This is a genomic window from Alkalibacterium iburiense (assembly GCF_039521845.1).
Classification (GTDB): domain Bacteria; phylum Bacillota; class Bacilli; order Lactobacillales; family Carnobacteriaceae_A; genus Alkalibacterium; species Alkalibacterium iburiense.
Genome location: NZ_BAAACW010000055.1, coordinates 1 through 16448, shown reverse-complemented (window position 1 = coordinate 16448; position 16448 = coordinate 1). Strand labels below are relative to the sequence as shown.

Below are 16448 nucleotides of genomic sequence, written 5' to 3'. Positions count from 1 at the left end.
ATTCTTCACTCATCAGAAGAATGCTTCTTTCTATTCACTCTCATCTGTTTCGTATTCCAACAAATCACCTGGCTGACAATTCAAGGCTTCACATAGAGCTTCTAAAGTAGAAAAACGGATCGCAACGGCTTTACCTGTTTTTAGTTTTGACAAATTCACATTTGTTATGCCGACTTCATCTGCTAAATCCTTTAAAAGAATCTTCCGATCAGCCATCACACGGTCTAACCTGACAATAATAGGCATGCGAAAGGCCTCCTTCTAAATAGTATCATCTGACAACTCCTGCAGTTCAATACCATAATTAAATATTTCCGCTACTGCATACAAAATCAATCCGATAACAAAGGAGCTGCCAAGAGCAATATTAAAATAATGGCCATCGGCTAGTAGGGTGACAAACAAGGAATATAATAGAGGGGTACTGATATCTGAAATAATAAGTACTAGACTGATTTTTTTGAGATTGTAAGCAAACGTCGAGTTAAAAGGAGAATGGCCTGCTTCCAACTGGTCGAGTAATGAACTACCTTTAAATAAGACATAGGCAAATAAACCAATAATGTATGGAGAAACAATAAGTGCGGCGGTTGAAAATATTTCTTCTTCTATATAACTCTGTGAGACAAATAGACTGAAGCCATCTATTTCAAAATTAAAAGAACCAGTATCAGTAAAAAGAACAAGATAAAAACCTAAAACAACAATACCAATACCCACTGTAGCAAGCCCTTTAAATAAACCGGATAAAAGCTTGCATATGAATCGAAAATGTTTTACATTCATTTAAATTCACTCCTTTTTTAATCTTAAGTAGAGTATAATAGAAAAAACAACGAAACACAACAATTTATTATCGATAAACGATAATAAATTGACTTAAAGAAAATTTACATAAATCACCAATAAATTATTCTTTTAAACCGTCATAGTAAGTGAAGGGAGGAAAGCAATGAATAACAAAGAATTGATCGATCAATTAACCCTTTTCCGGAAAGGGAATGAAGAAGCCTTTAATAAAATATATCAGGAGCTCAAGACACCTGTTTACACCATCATTTACCGCATGACTTATGACATCCCCTTGTCTGAAGACATTATGCAGGAAGTTTTTTTCAAGTTGTCTCAAACGCCTCCTCCCTCCACGATAAAAAAGCCTCGCGCCTGGATTTTTAAGATCACACGGAATTTGGCGATTGACTACAAACGGAAATACCGAGAATCGATTGAGTACGATGAAGAAGCCGTTTCTCATGGTTACTCTATCGAAGGGGATGCTGCGATAAGACTGGATGTTGAAAAAGCAATCAGGGAACTAGATGAACGGGAAAGAGAGCTTGTTACCTTGCGTTTAAATGCAGAGATGAAGTTTAAAGATATGGCGGAATTAGTAGACGAACCATTAGGTACTGTTTTGTGGCGGTACCGCAAAGCCATTAAACAAGTAAAAGAAAGTTTAGAAGGAAGGAGTGGCTACCAATGAAAAAAGGATGGATTGTCTTATGTGTAAGTATCCTTTGTCTTCTTTTATTTCCGGGTCAGGTCTTTTCTCAAAGAGACACTGAAGAAATTGACCCAGGTGTTCGAGTAGAAGGCATGGAGACGGACGACGGAACCATGTGGTGGCGTTACGCTTACTGGGATACAACTGCTGGATTTCCAGATTACGTAGGGTATGTCGAATATACAGAAGAAGCGCACTTTGAGGTGGGACTGACGGAAAATACCGAAGAAAATAGAACAACCATATTAGAGAAGGTCCCCTATTCAGCTGAAGAGATAGTCTTTATGGATGCAACGTATTCGAGAGAAGAGCAAAAAGCCTTTCAAAACCAATTGAGCCAAAGCTATATGACTGGAGAGAATCTAGAATATGATATTTGGGGCGTCAGCTGGGACAAAGAAGCCGTAGCCCTATTTGCAGAAGAAGAACACTTAGAAGAATACAGAGAGTACTTTGAAAGGGAGTATGGAGAGCGCTTAGTTGTCCATCCACAATCTGAGTTCAAGCTGGATCCAGTAGATTGGGTCGGATATTACCTGTCTTTACTCCCGCCGGAACCAGATTATGGAACAGAAGAGTACGTTACTCACCATTTTGGTGAAGACGACGGAACGATTGACTGGCGTTATCAGTACTGGGCCATAACGGAAAATTGGCCAGACAATATAAGTTTTGTCCGCCTGCATTCAGACCAGACAACGTGGGAGATAGGACTCGTCGAAAACACCCATGAAGCCAGACAAGACATACTGGATTTAGTCCCCCATTCTGCTGAACAGATTGATTTTTTAGACGCCAAGTATTCGCTAAACGAACTGAATCAAGTACAAGAAGAAATCACAGAAGAATTCTTTATGGCAGGAGACCATCCGGTTTATTCGTCAGGGATACAGTCTGATCGCATCATCGTCACAGTGGGTGAAGAGCATTTGGAAGAATACACAGATTTATTTAACGAAAGATACGGAGACAGAGTGCAGGTGGAAGTCGGAGTACAAGCAGAAACAACCGAAGAAGCTCTTTTTGAAAACACGGCGACTGATACGCATACCAGCTGGGTAGTCGGACTGGTTTTACTTGGAATGGGGGCTGTCACTGCTCTCTTTATCTGGCAAAAAAACCAGACAGTAAAAAAGAAACAAACGAATACGGGCCATACATGGGATGACAGGCATCCACTATCAAACATAGAAGTGAGAAACCTCATTCAAGACACACAGTATGAACCGAATGAAAAAGTCTACCGCACGATTAAAGAAAGAACCTTAAAAAAATAAAAATTCTAGGGCTCTTAAGATAGAGTCCTAGAATTTTTCTGTGCGATGCCATTTAAAATATAGGGTAATAAAGGTCTAATGTATTCTTCAGGCTGTTCCTTTTTGTGGAATCGATTATAATCTGAGCTTAATCCCGTTACGGTATGAGTTAAAAGGGAAGCCAATTTAAAGCTGAGGAGAGGGTCAGTGATTAACTCCTGACTCGTTAGGGCTTCTTGAAAGATGTTATTTAATTCGAGCTGAACAATCGAATCAATGGTCTCAGTTTCTTCCTGTCTTTCCCGGTGACGTTCAATAGACTGTTCAAAGTTAACCAGTGAGAAGAAAATCTGTTTAAATGTCTCTTCTAATGTCATTTCCTGCTCCTTAGAAGAACAATTTAAATTTAAGGATAATTTTTCAGAAACGACTTGTTCGAGCAAATCGTATTTATCTAAAAAATGGTTGTAGAAAGTCGCCCGATTAATCATGGCATCTTCGGTAATGTCTTTCACACTGATATCGTTAAAATCCTTTTTATTGGATAAGGCAATAAAGGAATCCATAATTAATTTTCTGGTTCGTAACACACGTGGATCTGTATACACTTGTTTCATCGTTGTCATACTTCCTTTTTCGCAAGCTAAATCGACATTTTTTAGTTTCTGTTGTTTAAGTAACATATCCACTATACTGTTGGTTTCTTTTTTAGTCAACCTCCTATAGAATAATAAATGTAGTCAACTTACTAAAAGTTAGTAATTAGACACAATCAAAATTCAGGAGGAATATATAATGGTAAAAATTGGAATTGTTACTGGAAGTACACGTGACGCCCGTTTAAACGGACAAGTAGCGGAGTATGTTTTACAAAAAGCACAAAACTTAAATATTGAAGGGGCAGAATTCGAGATCGTAGACATCAAAGATTACGACCTACCAATCTTCAACGAAGCAATGCCACCAGCAATGGCTAACAAACAGTATGAAGGAGAAGAAAACCAAAGATGGTCTGAGAAAATTGATTCTTTAGACGGTTACATCTATATTACTCCAGAATACAATAAAGCTGTTTCACCAGCATTAAAAAATGCACTAGACTATTTAGGATCAGAGTGGTCTGATAAAGCAGCTGGAATCGTAGGGTACGGTTCAACTTTAGGAGTGGCCGCAACATTAAACCTACGTACTATCTTATCTAACATGAACGTTGCGACAGTTGGACCATTCGGCGCTTTCAACTTATTTACAGACTTCGAAGAAATGACAACATTCCGTCCAGCAGAAGTACATAACGCAACTATCCAAGCCGTTATTGAAACTACAGTTAACTGGTCTAAAGGATTAAAATCAATCCGCGGATAATATACATCATACTGAAAAGAAGAGCCTTCCAGCTCTTCTTTTTTTGAAGATTAGAACATATCAGCAATTTTTTTACTTCCTTACAGTTTGTTGAGTTGTTTATAGATTATATCCAAATAGAGTGACTAGAGGTTTATAATAACGAAGTCATTAAAGAAGAAGCCGTGACAGATACAGCGTCTTTCTCACTCTCTCTAGAAAAAGGGTACGTAAAACTAGAAATTTGGGGGAAAATCAAAGAGAAAGAAAACGAGCTGCTCGTTATTTCTAATCCTATATATATCGATTAATTATTCAGCAGGTAGAGTTTTGGTTCCTCTATCTGCTTTTTTGTGAGCTGTCATGTCATAATTTTAAAATGAAGAGTCACTCATAACAATTATATGGTAGGATAAATATACGACAGAACCAAGGAGTAGAATATGAAAGATACACTGACGAAAAAATTACTTATCGGATTGGGCGTAAGTATAGCCATTATGCTCTTAGGCTATTTTCTATGGGAAGATCAGAAACCTGTTCCAGATGCAGCGCAATTATCGGTTGAAGAAATTGTTGAAATACAAGCTCAAACAGAAACCAGTACACTATCGTCAATTGGAGCTCTGTTTTTAAATGTCGGCTTTGTAGGTGCGGTGGTTTCTCTGGGAACGATAGTTATACGCCAAATTATCGCATTCTTCAAAAAGGGACGCTCTTAGACTCATTACAGTCTTCTTACAAAATGAATTTTTCAGCAATTTCAATTTCAAATCCTTCTTAAATTAGGTACACTAAAGGTAATCTAAAGAAGAAGGAGCGATGTTAATGGAACAAACAGTTTATACTAACTATTGGCTCAATCGTGTAACGAAACTGAAAAAAGAACATGGCAGTTACAAAACCGAGGAAGAAGCAATTAAGGGTATTAAAGCCTGGTGGGAACTACACAAAGAAGATTATCCCCAAGCTGAATACAGAAGAACGAATTCTGGAGCTTTAGAGATTAAATACAATGGCGACAACTACGTGTATCGTATTGAAAAACGGACACTAGATGGGAAATTGCCAAGCAAAAGGTATAGATTAAGAAAACCCGGTGAAATTGAAGCCTTACGTTCCAAACATCAACTTCATGATGAAGCCTATTTATTTGATGAATTAGCCGAACCTTACCGCGATAGACTGGTATTAACGATGGCTGATGGCAAAAAAGTGCAGGATTATGTGTATGATAATGAAGGAAGACCCATAAAAAAGCTCAGAGATAGTTAAAAATAGTGAAAACTCCAATTCAGATGCTTGGAGTTTTCTACTTCATAATAAGAAATATGAGTAAGGAAATGAACAAGGAGAAGAGAGATAAAATGGATAACAATTTTCAGGAATTTTTGCATGCCTTTAACGAGCTCCATCAAGCAGTGGCTGAAAAAGTAAATAAAGCCCCGGATACCCATTTTGGAGAGTTGTTAGGCACAGCAAGCAAACAAAAAGACAAAGTGATTGAAACCTACTACTCTCAAATTAATTTTTATAGAGAGTTAAGAAACCTTTTAACTCATCATACGATAAAAAATGAGGCCATTGCTCAGCCGAGTGATTACTTAATAGAAGAAATGAAACAGGTCACTCAAAAAATAAAATACAATAAAGTAGCTAAAGACCTCTTTTTGAGAAAAGTCTATTCAATTGACGAGGAGGACAAACTGGTGGATGTCTTGAACTTCGTCAAAAATGAACACTATACTCAATTTCCTGTCTTCAAAGGGAATAAACTGGTAGGAATTATCACGTCCATAGGTATAACGAAATTTTTAGCTGATCATATTGATGAAGACTTAACTTCCATTAAGGAAACACGTATTAAAGATGTTCTTGAAGTGGAAGAAGAACAAGATTTTTTCGAAGTGATCCCTCAGGATACGTCTATTTTTGACATAGAAGAGCTTTTTATGAACCGAATCAAAGAAGGACGAACGAATTATGTCTTGCTTATAGCTAAAAATAATCAGGTCAAGAAAAGAGAAGATTTGGTAGGCATTATCACTCCATGGGATATGCCAAAGGTGGTTGCCAACAAGTAATTCGTTTAAAGGACTTCCATAGGGGAGTCTATTCTATTTAATTGACTATGATATAATAAATAAAAATGAAAAATAAAGAGGATGGCCATGCGCAAACACTTATACTCCGTATTGGATGTCAAAGATGATACAAGCTATTTAAGTAAGGTATATAATATAGGGAATATCTTTCTCACGCTGATTAGCATTCTTCCCTTACTGTCTCATCAGCAAACACAGACTTTAGTAATGATTGAAACCGTAGCTATTGTATTCTTTGTCATAGATTATATATTAAGGTTCATCACGGCGGACATCAAATTTGAACATAAAAAGCCAGTTGTCGCTTTTTTAACCTATCCCTTTACGCCATATGCCATTATAGACATGTTGGCTATTTTGCCCTTTTTAACTGTCTTGAATCAGTCTCTACGGTTGTTCCGATTGTTTCGACTGTCCCGATCATTTAGAATCTTTCGGACATTTCGGGTATTTCGTTATTCAAAAAGTTTCGCTTTACTAAAGCGAACGGTTGTGAAGCAGAAAGACTCTCTCATATTAGTTGGAGGTCTCACACTCGCCTATATTTTTATAGCTGCTTTACTAGTGTTTAACATCGAGCCGGAGACTTTCCCAACGTTTCTAGAAGCGTTATACTGGTCAACAGCATCGGTCACAACGGTAGCCTATGGAGCCACTTATCCGATATCATTAACCGGTCAGCTTTTTTCTATGTTATCCTATATTGTTGGAGTAATCATTATTGCTCTTCCAACAAGTGTCATCACAGCAGGCTATATAAAAGAGATAGAAAATGAAAAAGAAAACAAATTGAATAATAATGAAATGTTTAAGGAGGAAGTAGAGTGACAGTAAGGTCAAATAAAGAGGTGTATCACTTATGGGTGGATGCATGGAACGGCGATAGTCGAAAAGTAAAAGACATTGCAGCTGAACAGTGTACAATCCATCAAATTAGAACAGACGAAGAGTCCGTGACAGATAAAGCAGGAGCAGAGGCTTTAAAAGGCATCATTGATAAAGCTAAAGTCCTGTTTGACCGCGTCTCGATGACAGTGGATGTCGGGCCGATTGTAGAAGGGGAATACGTCTCTGCTCGATGGACATATAGTGGAAACTACTTAGGCGGCATGCCAGGAGCTCAAGCTGAGGTAGGGAAAAGAGTAGCCTTTAGTGGAAATGATATGTTACGTATTAAAGAAGGAATGATTACAGATTACTGGGTAACCTCAGATGGCATTCACTTACTCGAACAATTGGAAATCGTAAGTTAATGCAAGGAGAAAATAGATGTATTCAAAACGACTTCAAGCACATGGGTTAATAAACAAAGTAGCGGGATCGGCATACAATTTTCGTTCTCAAAAAATAGGTCAGACAGTTAAGAACGATGTGAATAGGCTAGTGAATGAGTTGGGTATTCATCCGACAGAATTGTATTCTGCCCAGCAAAAGCATACAGCTCATATTGAGTATGCGGATGGCACGAATGGCGAACCCTTTTTATATGGGAGAACCTTTAAAGACACAGATGGATTGATAACAGATAAAAAGAATATGGCGCTGCTCATAAAATTTGCGGACTGTACGCCAGTAGTCTTATTCGATCCAGTGAGAGAAGTTCAGGCCAGTGTGCATTCAGGTTGGAGAGGGACCTGCCAACGCATTTCACTTCGAGCCATTGAAAAAATGGAAAAAGAATTTCACTGTCAAAGGGAAAACATACTCGTTTACTTAGGTCCATCGATTGATCAAGAGAATTATGAAGTCGGTTCAGAAGTTTATGATGCCTTTGATTCCTTTTCCAATAGAGATTCCTTTTTTAAGCCCCGTGGAAATAAATATGTGCTGGATATGTTAAAAGCCAATTTGTCTCTTATATCAGAGGCAGGGATACCAGCAGAGAACATCGAGATGGAAATATCATCCACTTACAGCGATTCCCGCCTGCATTCGGCAAGAAAAGAAGGTCCAGACTATCAGTTAAATGCTCTGATAACACTGATGAAATAAGAACCTTTACCCCATTTAATAAAGAAAAGCACAGGTGCTTCATCACTTGTGTATTTTTTTGTCTCCAGGAGAAACAGCCTATTGCTTTATTCAAATGGGGCGATAACGTATACTAAATGTAAGCAACCGCTTTTAGAGGAGGGAAGGCTCATGTTCACGGATAAGCGTCTGACCGAGGCCTATGACAAGGCGAAAACACTATACTTTGATGATTATTCCCGCTTTGTATTCATGAGTGATGCGCATAGAGGAGACGGGAGTGTTTCAGATGAATTCTTAAGAAATCGTAATCTCTTTATGCATGCCATTAATGAATATTATGAAAATAACTATACGTTCATTGAAGTAGGAGACGGAGAAGAGCTTTTAGAATATTCCAATCTCAACCACATCAAAAATGCTCATGCCGATATTTATGAAGGAATCAAAAAGCTGTATGATGAAGGCAGATATATTCGAATTTACGGAAATCATGATATATACCTTGATAATCCGAAATTTATCGAAAAGTATTTACATACTAATTATGATGAATATACGGAAGAATATTTTGATTTCCTTAAAGGGATTGAACCTTTAGAGGCAGTTGTTTTGAGGCACCGCAAAACAAGTCAGGAATTGTTTGTCCTGCACGGACATCAAGGAGACGCACCTAATGATCAGTTCTGGTTCTTTACAATGGTTTCCTTAAAGTTTTTCTGGCGGTTCCTGCATCGATTCGGTATTAGGAACCCCACTAGTCCGGTAAAAAATGTATCCAAACGTCACCGTATTGAACGAAACTACAGCAAGTGGATACTCAAACACAGAAGGGCCCTGCTTTGCGGGCATACGCACCGGTTTAAGTTTCCGAAAAACAATGACGTCCCCTACTTTAACACAGGATGTGGCATCTACCCGGCCAGTATAACGGCCATTGAGCTCACGGAAGGCATGATTCGGTTAGTGCGCTGGAAAGAAAAGGTGGATGAACAGGGCGTTTTGCATATTAAACGAGAAACAATGCGTGGACCTGAACCGATAGAGTCCTTTGACATTCGTAAGCCTAAAGAAGTGATTGAATATCTAGCCAAATTAAAAATCCAGCGGACGAAGAAAGAAAGAGAAACACGTGCGGCCTTTAGAGAAGAAGAAATTTAAGACTTAAACTATTCCCTCTTATCCAGTTGTTGGATAGGAGGTTTTTTTGTTTAAAAGCTTCACATAACGTAAAAAGAGTCCTCCGTTTTGTTTTCATAAAAAAAAAGGTATATAATAGAAAAATCAGAAACTGTGTATTTATGAAGGGAGAATGTATATGTCAGCACAGATGATAGGTTTTAGTTTTCTTATAATCGGGGTCTTCCTGCTTCTTGGGAAATTGATTCGATTTAAAACCAAATGGTTACGTCGATTATTTTTACCTAGTTCTATCATTGGAGGTTTTCTAGCCTTAATAGTGGGGCCTCAAGTATTGGGTCGAATCACCTCAACAGTATTAAATGAAGGGTCCTTTTTTTATAACGGACTGATTCCTGAATTTATATTAGATGCATGGTCTCCTTTGCCAGGTATGTTTATTAATATTGTGTTTGCGGCCTTATTTTTAGGTCAAACGGTTCCCAGCGTGAAAAAGATATGGAATAATGCGGGTCCGCAAATTGTTATGGGACACACCGTTTCTTTTGGCCAGTATGCTATCGGCGTATTGTTGACCTACTTTGTTTTAACTCCTGTGTTTGGGACCAACCCACTCGCGGCAGGTTTGATTGAAATAGCCTTTGTAGGAGGACACGGAACAGCAGCTGGATTAGGCCCTACTTTTAATGAACTCGGCTTTCCAGAAGGGGCTGATTTGGCTTTAGGCTTAGCCACGATCGGTATCTTATTTGGAGTCATTGTAGGGATCGCGATTATTAACATCGCACACCGAAGAGGAATAGCCAAGTATGTCGATGGCAAAAAAGAAATGACAGAAGAAGAAAAAGAACAAATCAGTGACACATACGGATATGAAATGGAACAAGAAGTGAGAGAGCCTAAAGCGATTGAGCCGCTTGCGTTTCATTTATCTCTAGTTGGAGTAGCCATACTCATTGGGTATGTGATTCAACAGGGTCTGATTTTATTAGAAGCCAGTACTTGGGGAGCGTGGACAGGGGTTCACTTACTCTCTTATATTCCGCTTTTCCCACTCGCTATGATTGGCGGGATGGTTGTACAAAAAGTATTTGAAAAGCGGGGGATTGAGAACTATATCGATCCCAATTTAGTGAACAAGATTTCAGGTTTAGCTTTAGATGTCCTGCTCGTGTCGGCATTAGCGACGTTGTCACTCGATGTTATCGGAGACAATATCATCCCGTTTGTGTTAATCGCTGTAACCGGAGCGGCATGGACGACCTTTGCTTTCTTATACCTAGGCCCTAAAATGCTTCCTGACCATTGGTTCGAAAGAGGGTTGGGGGATTACGGTCAGCAAACAGGTATGGCAGCGACTGGGTTATTACTAATGAAAGTCGCGGATCCTGATCAACAAACACCAGCATTAGAAGGGTTCGGATACAAACAAATTCTATTTGAACCATTTGTTGGAGGAGGCCTTGTCACATCGGCTTCTCTCCCATTGATTTTTGAATTTGGACCACTCGTTTTCTTAGCTATCACTGGAAGTATTACTATCATCTTTTTAGTTTTCGGGTTAGTTTACTTTAATCCTAAGAGAGCAAAAGCAAGAGAAAATACTAGAACATTCCAAGCACGTAAAAGTAGTGAGTAGTAAATGAAAAAATCAGTGAATCGATAGAGGTGTACTAAACAGCTCAAACGATTCACTGATTTTTTAATGTCTCTTTCATTAAACTAGTGGACTACTTTTCCAGAGTATAAGAAAAAGTGTACTCTTTGCTTATAAAGGGGCATGTATCTGGAAACGACCGCTTGTCTTTTGAGTTGTTTTGTCTCATAAAACGAGTAGTTTAGTCGACTGTCCGTGAATAAAAAGAAAGTTTTGGCTTCTTGTTCTTTAAGATAGTCTATAAAAAAATCAAATAGCTGGCTCCCGATCTTTTCATGCTGGTAATCGGGATGAACAGCTAAGACAATGAGTTTCCCGTTATAAGGTTCCTTGGCTTGTTTGTAAAGAGCGTCATCTGTTTGACTGTTTCGTCTAAAGGAGAGCGCAATTTCCTTTCCTTCGTTTGTAAATAAAAGTAAAAAGTAATGGAAGTAGAGTTTCCAGTTTAATAAGGTGGATGTTAAAGGCACGTCCTCACCTTTGCCGACAACTAATCCGACAATCTTACCGTCTACTTCAGCCACTTGCGTATAGGTATGTTCTGCCAGGCAAGCATACATAAAAACATAAGACATCCGGTGAGCATTCCATTTGCCAGCGACCTTATCATATTGGAATGCCGCTCTCAATAAGTCAGCTACTTTGGAATAATCTTTTTTATTTAAGGATCTATACTGAATAGGAGGCATCGAATCCCTCTTTCTCACATTGATTCTCTCATTATATCATGCGGGCGTATGGAATGATGAAAAAGTTGATTCATGTTAAGATGAACCAGGAAAATTTTAAAAGGAGTTTTTGAATGAAGTTAGAAGTGATGCAACACAGAGATAGTAAAGAGTTAAGTGAAAGGGTTGTTAATGCCTTTTATGGAGAGGATACTCATTTATCCAAGGAGACCCTTGAAACATTAATTAGACTGCTTTGGCTGGAAGAAAGTGAGGCCTTTAATATGACTGTTTATGTTTTAAAGGAAGAGGAAGAAGTCATTGGTGCCTTTTCATTGACACACGGAGGGAAAACAAAAATATCAGTGTCACTTGTTGCGAAACTAGCTGCTGCAGTCAAGCATATTTGCTTAAAAGAGATGTATCAGTTTGCAAAGGAAAGTTTAGAAACGAGTCGTAAACCGCATCAGGACGAACTCTATATTGGATTTTTAGCAGTAAAAGAAAGCTGGCGAGGAAATCGCATCGGTCATCAACTGATGGAAAATATCTTAAGGATGAGTAAAGAGAGAAAAGGAATTTCAACAGTGAGTTTATATGTCTTAAAAACGAATGACAGAGCGAAGCACCTGTATGAAAAATTTGGCTTTAAAAGAGATTCTCGTCATGAAATAAAGGATTATTATTTTATGGTTCAAAATTGAAATGAGGTCTGGTATATTATAGTGGATAATAAAAAGTTTAAGATATGAAGGATGAAAGCAGTATGCAGGAGGAGCAACGTTACGGACTGGGTACAACCATATCGATGATTGTCGGTATATGTATCGGGTCCGGTATTTTTTTTAAAGCAGATGATATATTAATAGAAACCGGTGGAAACGTGTGGTTAGGTGTGCTTGTATTTATTATAGGAGCCTTTTGTGTCATCTTCGGAAGTATGACCCTGTCTCAATTAGCCAGTCGTACAAAAAAGCGTGGCGGGGTAATTTCTTACTATGAAGAATTTATTTCTTCAAAAGCAGCGAGCGCCTTTGGCTGGTTTCAGCTCTTTGTTTATTTCCCAACGATTACAGCGGTAGTCAGCTGGGTGAGTGGGATTTACACAGTCTCCCTATTTGGGTTATCCTCTTCTTTAGAGTTTCAAACCGCTATTGGCTTTGGGTATTTGAGCTTTTTCTTTTTAATGAATTATGTGTCATACAAAATGGGTGGGCGTTTCCAAAATGTGACCACCGTAGTGAAGATGATCCCGTTGATCGGAATTGGCTTAGCAGGCCTCTTCTGGACACAAAGCAGTCCTTCGATACCAAGTGGGGTTGCTTTGGTAGAAACCAGCCAAGTCGGGTGGGGCTGGTTAGCGGCTTTGGCTCCTATTGCCTTTTCTTTTGATGGATGGATTGTATCGACTTCCATTACGCAAGAAGTTAAAAACCATCGCCGCAATATGCCCATCGCATTAGCCATCGGACCGCTCATTGTATTAGCCGTTTACCTCACCTTCTTCCTGGGAATGGTATCGGTAGTCGGATCGGAATACATTTTAACGATGGGAGACGAAGCCATCAATCAAGTAGGCTATTCTCTATTTGGAGCAAGCGGCGAACGAATTTTACTAGCCTTTGTCTTAATTGCTATATTGGGAGTCGTTAACGGAATAAGTCTAGGCTACATTCGTTTACCTCATACCTTAGCCAGCAAAGGCATGATTCCTTCCAGTCAAACATTTATGAAGGTAAAGGATAAAACGGGCTTATCTCCCCAATCAGCTGTTTTCGCTTATGTGATTACCGTCTTTTGGTTAGGTGTGCACTATTTGACACAGCGGTTTGATATTCTTCGCGGGGGAGATATCAGTGAAATTGCGATTGTCTTTAGCTATTTAGCTTATACGCTGCTTTATATAAAAGTCATTCAACTGAAAAGAAGGCAAGTGATAACCAGTCGCTTTCTCGGTTATGTGGCTCCTGTTTTAGGTTTAGCCGGATCCTTAATTATTTTGGTAGGAGGGCTGTTTTCTAATCCTCTTTACAGTCCTCTATTCTTATTGTTTTCTTTTATGGTGTGTGTGATAGGATATGTATATGGAAGAAGCCAACAAATACGAGTAAAAGAGGGATAAGCCATGCTTTTAGAATTTTGTGCTGAGAATTTCGATCGTGTTCCAGAAGCGATTGAAAAAGGGATTCATCGAATTGAATTGTGTGACCGTTTGGACGTAGGGGGAACGACGCCCCACTCAGAAGTCCAGCGCGAAACAGTGAATTACGCTCATATGCGCGGTGTACAAGTCGTCTCTATGATCCGCCCTAGAGGGGGAGATTTTGTCTACAGTGATGAAGAAAAAGAAACCATGATAAAACAAGCGCATGAGGCAGTAGACAATGGAGTGGATGGTCTGGTGTTTGGCTGTCTAACAGAAGAGGGGCAGTTAGACCAGTCTATCTTAAATGAACTCATTGCCATTGCTCAAAAAGCAAACAGAGAAGTCGTTTTCCATATGGCCTTTGACCACATTCCGGAAGAAAGTCAGAAAGAAGTGCTCGAATGGCTTGTTGACAAAGGAGTCACCCGAATTCTCACAAGAGGTGGGAAAGAAGGATCGGCTTTAGACAACAGTGAGTCCATTAATCGCACCATCCGATGGGCCAATGATAGAATACAAATACTGCCTGGAGGCGGTGTAACTCATGACAACTTGCCAGAGTTGTCTCGCACATTAAATACCAACCAGTTCCACGGGACTAAAGTTGTCCCCTTATAAAAGAGAGAAGTCCTTACTCACAGGGTGAGTAGGGGCTTTTTGAAAGTTTAAATTTATTCAAAGATTTCCCTGTTTCCTTTACTTCACGTGATTATTCTATAAAATGGAAGATAGCTTGTACAATGATGGATATAAATAAGTGAGGGAAAGGGAGACGTCAATGAATAAAGTTTATATTGCTGGGGCCAAACGTACACCAATCGGAAATTTTTTAGGTGCATTAAAAGACGTTTCAGCTTCTGATTTAGGAAGTTACGCTATTAAAGGTGTTTTAGAAGAAAGCGGCATAAATAAAGAGGATATTGATGAAGTATTATTAGGAAATGTTTTACCTGCTGGACAAGGGCAGGGAGTTGCCCGTCAAGCATCAATCAAAGCGGGTATTGGCACCACTGTTCCTGCTTATGCGATTAATATGGTATGTGGAAGCGGCTTGAAAACAGTCATGAACGCTTATTTAGGTATAAGAGGCGGCGAATATAAAGCAGTAGTGGCTGGGGGAACAGAGTCCATGAGTCAGGCGCCTTATATGATTCCCTGGAAAAATCGTATAGGACAAAAAATGGGCGGCTATAAAATAGGCGACCACATGCTGGATGATGCTCTCACGGATGCTTTTGAAGGCTATCACATGGGAGTAACCGCTGAAAATATTGTTGAACAATATGGTATTACCCGTGAAGATCAAGATAGTTTTGCGATCCAGTCTCAAAAGAGAGCGATTGAAGCCGTAGATAACGGATCGTTTAAAGATGAAATTGTGCCTGTAGAGACAAAAAACCGTAGAGAAACCATCACTGTAGATACCGATGAATACCCTAATCGACGCACAACAGAGGAAAAATTAAATCAGTTGCGTGCTGTATTTAAAAAAGACGGATCAGTAACAGCTGGTAATGCCTCGGGTATTAATGATGGGGCTAGCGCCACTTTGTTAGTAAGTGAAGCGTACGCTGAAGAAAATGGGCTCACCCCTCTGGTAGAAGTGGTAGCTATAGGTCAAGGAGGAGTCGATCCTTCGGTTATGGGGTTAGGACCTACTCCAGCTATTAAGCAAGCCATTGAACGAGCTGGTATCTCCTTTGAAGACATTGATGTCTTTGAATTGAATGAAGCTTTTGCTTCTCAAAGTTTAGGCGTACTGAAAGAAATATCAGATGAATTTGGTGTGAGTAAAGACTACATGCTTGAACGAACCAATTTAAACGGGGGAGCTATTGCGTTAGGCCACCCGGTCGGAGCAAGCGGCAACCGAATCTTGGTCACATTGATTCACATCATGAAAAAACAGGGGTTAACCTACGGCTTAGCTTCTTTATGTATTGGTGGAGGCATGGGAGTCGCTGTCTTAGTCAAAAACACAGACAAATAAGATTCTCCAAAAGCTACACACTATTAAATCAAATAAAAATAAGGAAGGCGTCCGAATGAACTCATGGACGCCTTCCTTATTTTGCGTTATAAGAACGTAAATAACAAACCAGCACCAATCACACCCGTTAAAAACCCTTCTAATTTACCTTGGCGTTCAGAAGGCAATTCATTTTTTATAACGTTTAAGGTCATTGCTCCTGCTACAAAAGCCTCAATACTTCCGATGAAGAAATCTGAAAAGTCCGTAAATACCCCTAAAAAGTAGCCGGCTAGGATACTGAAAGAAAGAATCCATCGTCCGTATTTGTCATAAACATGTTCGTGATGATGGCGCAAGGTCCAATCATTCGTTATAAAATGTAGAGCAAAGGCAATAAAATAAATCAGAATAGAGGCTTCCATTTCTTCTCGGGAAGTCAACAGATACCCAATCATTGCATTATAAAATGCAAAGAAAACCATGTGTGCTTTATAAATGGCAGAATTGATTAAATTCGGATTATCAATTTCCTCTTTTTCATAGGCTCGAGCAATGAGTCTGTCTAGTGCATAAAAGACAATCAACCCGGTTAAAGCAATTAAATAAAGTAAATACTTTGACACTCCCACAGCTAAAGCAGTGGGATTCTTAAGTGCTTTGTCGAACGCAGGCCATTTCTGTTTTG

Annotated in this window: 20 protein-coding genes; 15 read left to right on the top strand and 5 right to left on the bottom strand. The window is 39.2% G+C overall.

Features of this window, described 5'->3' with window-relative positions:
* Window positions 1-30 precede the first annotated feature (30 nt).
* Together ABDZ53_RS04550 and ABDZ53_RS04545 are read right to left on the bottom strand one after the other, a co-directional pair.
* Window positions 31-246: a helix-turn-helix domain-containing protein gene (locus tag ABDZ53_RS04550; RefSeq protein WP_343754405.1), complete on the bottom strand. Its 216-nt coding sequence runs from the start codon at window positions 244-246 to the stop codon at window positions 31-33.
* A 15-nt stretch (window positions 247-261) separates the two neighbouring features.
* Window positions 262-786: a hypothetical protein gene (locus ABDZ53_RS04545; RefSeq protein WP_343754404.1), complete on the bottom strand. Its 525-nt coding sequence runs from the start codon at window positions 784-786 to the stop codon at window positions 262-264.
* Window positions 787-952: 166 nt separating this feature from the next.
* On the opposite strand from ABDZ53_RS04545, the gene ABDZ53_RS04540 reads away from it, so the two are divergent.
* Both ABDZ53_RS04540 and ABDZ53_RS04535 read left to right on the top strand, forming a co-directional pair.
* Window positions 953-1483 (top strand): RNA polymerase sigma factor, encoded by a 531-nt coding sequence (locus ABDZ53_RS04540; RefSeq protein ID WP_343754403.1) that lies wholly within the window; start codon window positions 953-955, stop codon window positions 1481-1483.
* The gene (locus ABDZ53_RS04535) at window positions 1480-2781 is read left to right on the top strand and encodes a hypothetical protein (protein WP_343754402.1); all 1302 of its coding nucleotides are present in this window, start codon (window positions 1480-1482) and stop codon (window positions 2779-2781) included. Before ABDZ53_RS04540 ends, ABDZ53_RS04535 begins: the two co-directional genes overlap by 4 nt.
* 14 nt (window positions 2782-2795) lie before the next feature.
* Here the strand turns inward: ABDZ53_RS04535 and ABDZ53_RS04530 are convergent, their stop codons facing one another.
* Complete coding sequence (locus ABDZ53_RS04530) at window positions 2796-3476, bottom strand: TetR/AcrR family transcriptional regulator (protein WP_343754401.1); 681 nt, start codon at window positions 3474-3476, stop codon at window positions 2796-2798.
* Between the two features lie 79 nt (window positions 3477-3555).
* On the opposite strand from ABDZ53_RS04530, the gene ABDZ53_RS04525 reads away from it, so the two are divergent.
* From ABDZ53_RS04525 to ABDZ53_RS04485, 9 genes are all read left to right on the top strand, one after another.
* Entirely contained in the window at window positions 3556-4125 is a 570-nt protein-coding gene (locus ABDZ53_RS04525) for an NADPH-dependent FMN reductase (RefSeq protein ID WP_343754400.1), read from the top strand.
* Between the two features lie 422 nt (window positions 4126-4547).
* Window positions 4548-4826 carry a hypothetical protein gene (locus ABDZ53_RS04520; RefSeq protein ID WP_343754399.1) on the top strand — a complete coding sequence of 93 codons (279 nt, stop codon included), beginning with the start codon at window positions 4548-4550 and terminating at the stop codon, window positions 4824-4826.
* A 106-nt stretch (window positions 4827-4932) separates the two neighbouring features.
* Window positions 4933-5379, top strand: coding sequence for a hypothetical protein (locus ABDZ53_RS04515; RefSeq protein WP_343754398.1), 447 nt, complete (start codon window positions 4933-4935; stop codon window positions 5377-5379).
* Window positions 5380-5471: 92 nt separating this feature from the next.
* On the top strand, window positions 5472-6188 hold the full coding sequence (locus tag ABDZ53_RS04510; protein WP_343754397.1) for a CBS domain-containing protein: 717 nt from the start codon (window positions 5472-5474) through the stop codon (window positions 6186-6188).
* 87 nt (window positions 6189-6275) lie between these two features.
* Window positions 6276-7037, top strand: coding sequence for an ion transporter (locus ABDZ53_RS04505; protein WP_343754396.1), 762 nt, complete (start codon window positions 6276-6278; stop codon window positions 7035-7037).
* Window positions 7034-7462, top strand: a complete 429-nt coding sequence (locus ABDZ53_RS04500) for an ester cyclase (RefSeq protein WP_343754395.1) — start codon at window positions 7034-7036, stop codon at window positions 7460-7462. Before ABDZ53_RS04505 ends, ABDZ53_RS04500 begins: the two co-directional genes overlap by 4 nt.
* 16 nt (window positions 7463-7478) lie before the next feature.
* Window positions 7479-8201, top strand: coding sequence for a peptidoglycan editing factor PgeF (gene pgeF, locus ABDZ53_RS04495; RefSeq protein WP_343754394.1), 723 nt, complete (start codon window positions 7479-7481; stop codon window positions 8199-8201).
* 150 nt (window positions 8202-8351) lie between these two features.
* Window positions 8352-9341, top strand: a complete 990-nt coding sequence (locus ABDZ53_RS04490; RefSeq protein ID WP_343754393.1) for a metallophosphoesterase — start codon at window positions 8352-8354, stop codon at window positions 9339-9341.
* Window positions 9342-9498: 157 nt separating this feature from the next.
* The gene (locus ABDZ53_RS04485; RefSeq protein WP_343754392.1) at window positions 9499-10959 is read left to right on the top strand and encodes a sodium/glutamate symporter; all 1461 of its coding nucleotides are present in this window, start codon (window positions 9499-9501) and stop codon (window positions 10957-10959) included.
* Window positions 10960-11042: 83 nt separating this feature from the next.
* Here the strand turns inward: ABDZ53_RS04485 and ABDZ53_RS04480 are convergent, their stop codons facing one another.
* On the bottom strand, window positions 11043-11666 hold the full coding sequence (locus tag ABDZ53_RS04480) for a GNAT family N-acetyltransferase (RefSeq protein WP_343754391.1): 624 nt from the start codon (window positions 11664-11666) through the stop codon (window positions 11043-11045).
* A gap of 113 nt (window positions 11667-11779) precedes the next feature.
* Between ABDZ53_RS04480 and ABDZ53_RS04475 the strand changes: the two genes are divergently transcribed.
* The 4 genes from ABDZ53_RS04475 (at window position 11780) to ABDZ53_RS04460 (ending at window position 15781) form a co-directional block, all read left to right on the top strand.
* Entirely contained in the window at window positions 11780-12349 is a 570-nt protein-coding gene (locus ABDZ53_RS04475; RefSeq protein ID WP_343754390.1) for a GNAT family N-acetyltransferase, read from the top strand.
* 62 nt (window positions 12350-12411) lie between these two features.
* On the top strand, window positions 12412-13767 hold the full coding sequence (locus ABDZ53_RS04470) for an APC family permease (protein ID WP_343754389.1): 1356 nt from the start codon (window positions 12412-12414) through the stop codon (window positions 13765-13767).
* A 3-nt stretch (window positions 13768-13770) separates the two neighbouring features.
* The gene (locus tag ABDZ53_RS04465; RefSeq protein WP_343754388.1) at window positions 13771-14409 is read left to right on the top strand and encodes a copper homeostasis protein CutC; all 639 of its coding nucleotides are present in this window, start codon (window positions 13771-13773) and stop codon (window positions 14407-14409) included.
* Window positions 14410-14569: 160 nt separating this feature from the next.
* Window positions 14570-15781, top strand: coding sequence for an acetyl-CoA C-acetyltransferase (locus ABDZ53_RS04460; protein ID WP_343754387.1), 1212 nt, complete (start codon window positions 14570-14572; stop codon window positions 15779-15781).
* An 86-nt stretch (window positions 15782-15867) separates the two neighbouring features.
* On the opposite strand, the gene ABDZ53_RS04455 is transcribed toward ABDZ53_RS04460, so the two are convergent.
* The coding region (locus ABDZ53_RS04455) for a hypothetical protein (protein WP_343754386.1) at window positions 15868-16448 on the bottom strand (581 nt) is incomplete at its 5' end.

Coding starts and splice junctions, on each gene's coding strand:
- ABDZ53_RS04550 (WP_343754405.1), bottom strand. CDS start 246: ATGCCTATTATTGTCAGGTTAGACCGTGTGATGGCTGATCGGAAGATT.
- ABDZ53_RS04545 (WP_343754404.1), bottom strand. CDS start 786: ATGAATGTAAAACATTTTCGATTCATATGCAAGCTTTTATCCGGTTTA.
- ABDZ53_RS04540 (WP_343754403.1), top strand. CDS start 953: ATGAATAACAAAGAATTGATCGATCAATTAACCCTTTTCCGGAAAGGG.
- ABDZ53_RS04535 (WP_343754402.1), top strand. CDS start 1,480: ATGAAAAAAGGATGGATTGTCTTATGTGTAAGTATCCTTTGTCTTCTT.
- ABDZ53_RS04525 (WP_343754400.1), top strand. CDS start 3,556: ATGGTAAAAATTGGAATTGTTACTGGAAGTACACGTGACGCCCGTTTA.
- ABDZ53_RS04520 (WP_343754399.1), top strand. CDS start 4,548: ATGAAAGATACACTGACGAAAAAATTACTTATCGGATTGGGCGTAAGT.
- ABDZ53_RS04515 (WP_343754398.1), top strand. CDS start 4,933: ATGGAACAAACAGTTTATACTAACTATTGGCTCAATCGTGTAACGAAA.
- ABDZ53_RS04510 (WP_343754397.1), top strand. CDS start 5,472: ATGGATAACAATTTTCAGGAATTTTTGCATGCCTTTAACGAGCTCCAT.
- ABDZ53_RS04505 (WP_343754396.1), top strand. CDS start 6,276: ATGCGCAAACACTTATACTCCGTATTGGATGTCAAAGATGATACAAGC.
- pgeF (WP_343754394.1), top strand. CDS start 7,479: ATGTATTCAAAACGACTTCAAGCACATGGGTTAATAAACAAAGTAGCG.
- ABDZ53_RS04490 (WP_343754393.1), top strand. CDS start 8,352: ATGTTCACGGATAAGCGTCTGACCGAGGCCTATGACAAGGCGAAAACA.
- ABDZ53_RS04485 (WP_343754392.1), top strand. CDS start 9,499: ATGTCAGCACAGATGATAGGTTTTAGTTTTCTTATAATCGGGGTCTTC.
- ABDZ53_RS04480 (WP_343754391.1), bottom strand. CDS start 11,666: ATGCCTCCTATTCAGTATAGATCCTTAAATAAAAAAGATTATTCCAAA.
- ABDZ53_RS04475 (WP_343754390.1), top strand. CDS start 11,780: ATGAAGTTAGAAGTGATGCAACACAGAGATAGTAAAGAGTTAAGTGAA.
- ABDZ53_RS04470 (WP_343754389.1), top strand. CDS start 12,412: ATGCAGGAGGAGCAACGTTACGGACTGGGTACAACCATATCGATGATT.
- ABDZ53_RS04465 (WP_343754388.1), top strand. CDS start 13,771: ATGCTTTTAGAATTTTGTGCTGAGAATTTCGATCGTGTTCCAGAAGCG.
- ABDZ53_RS04460 (WP_343754387.1), top strand. CDS start 14,570: ATGAATAAAGTTTATATTGCTGGGGCCAAACGTACACCAATCGGAAAT.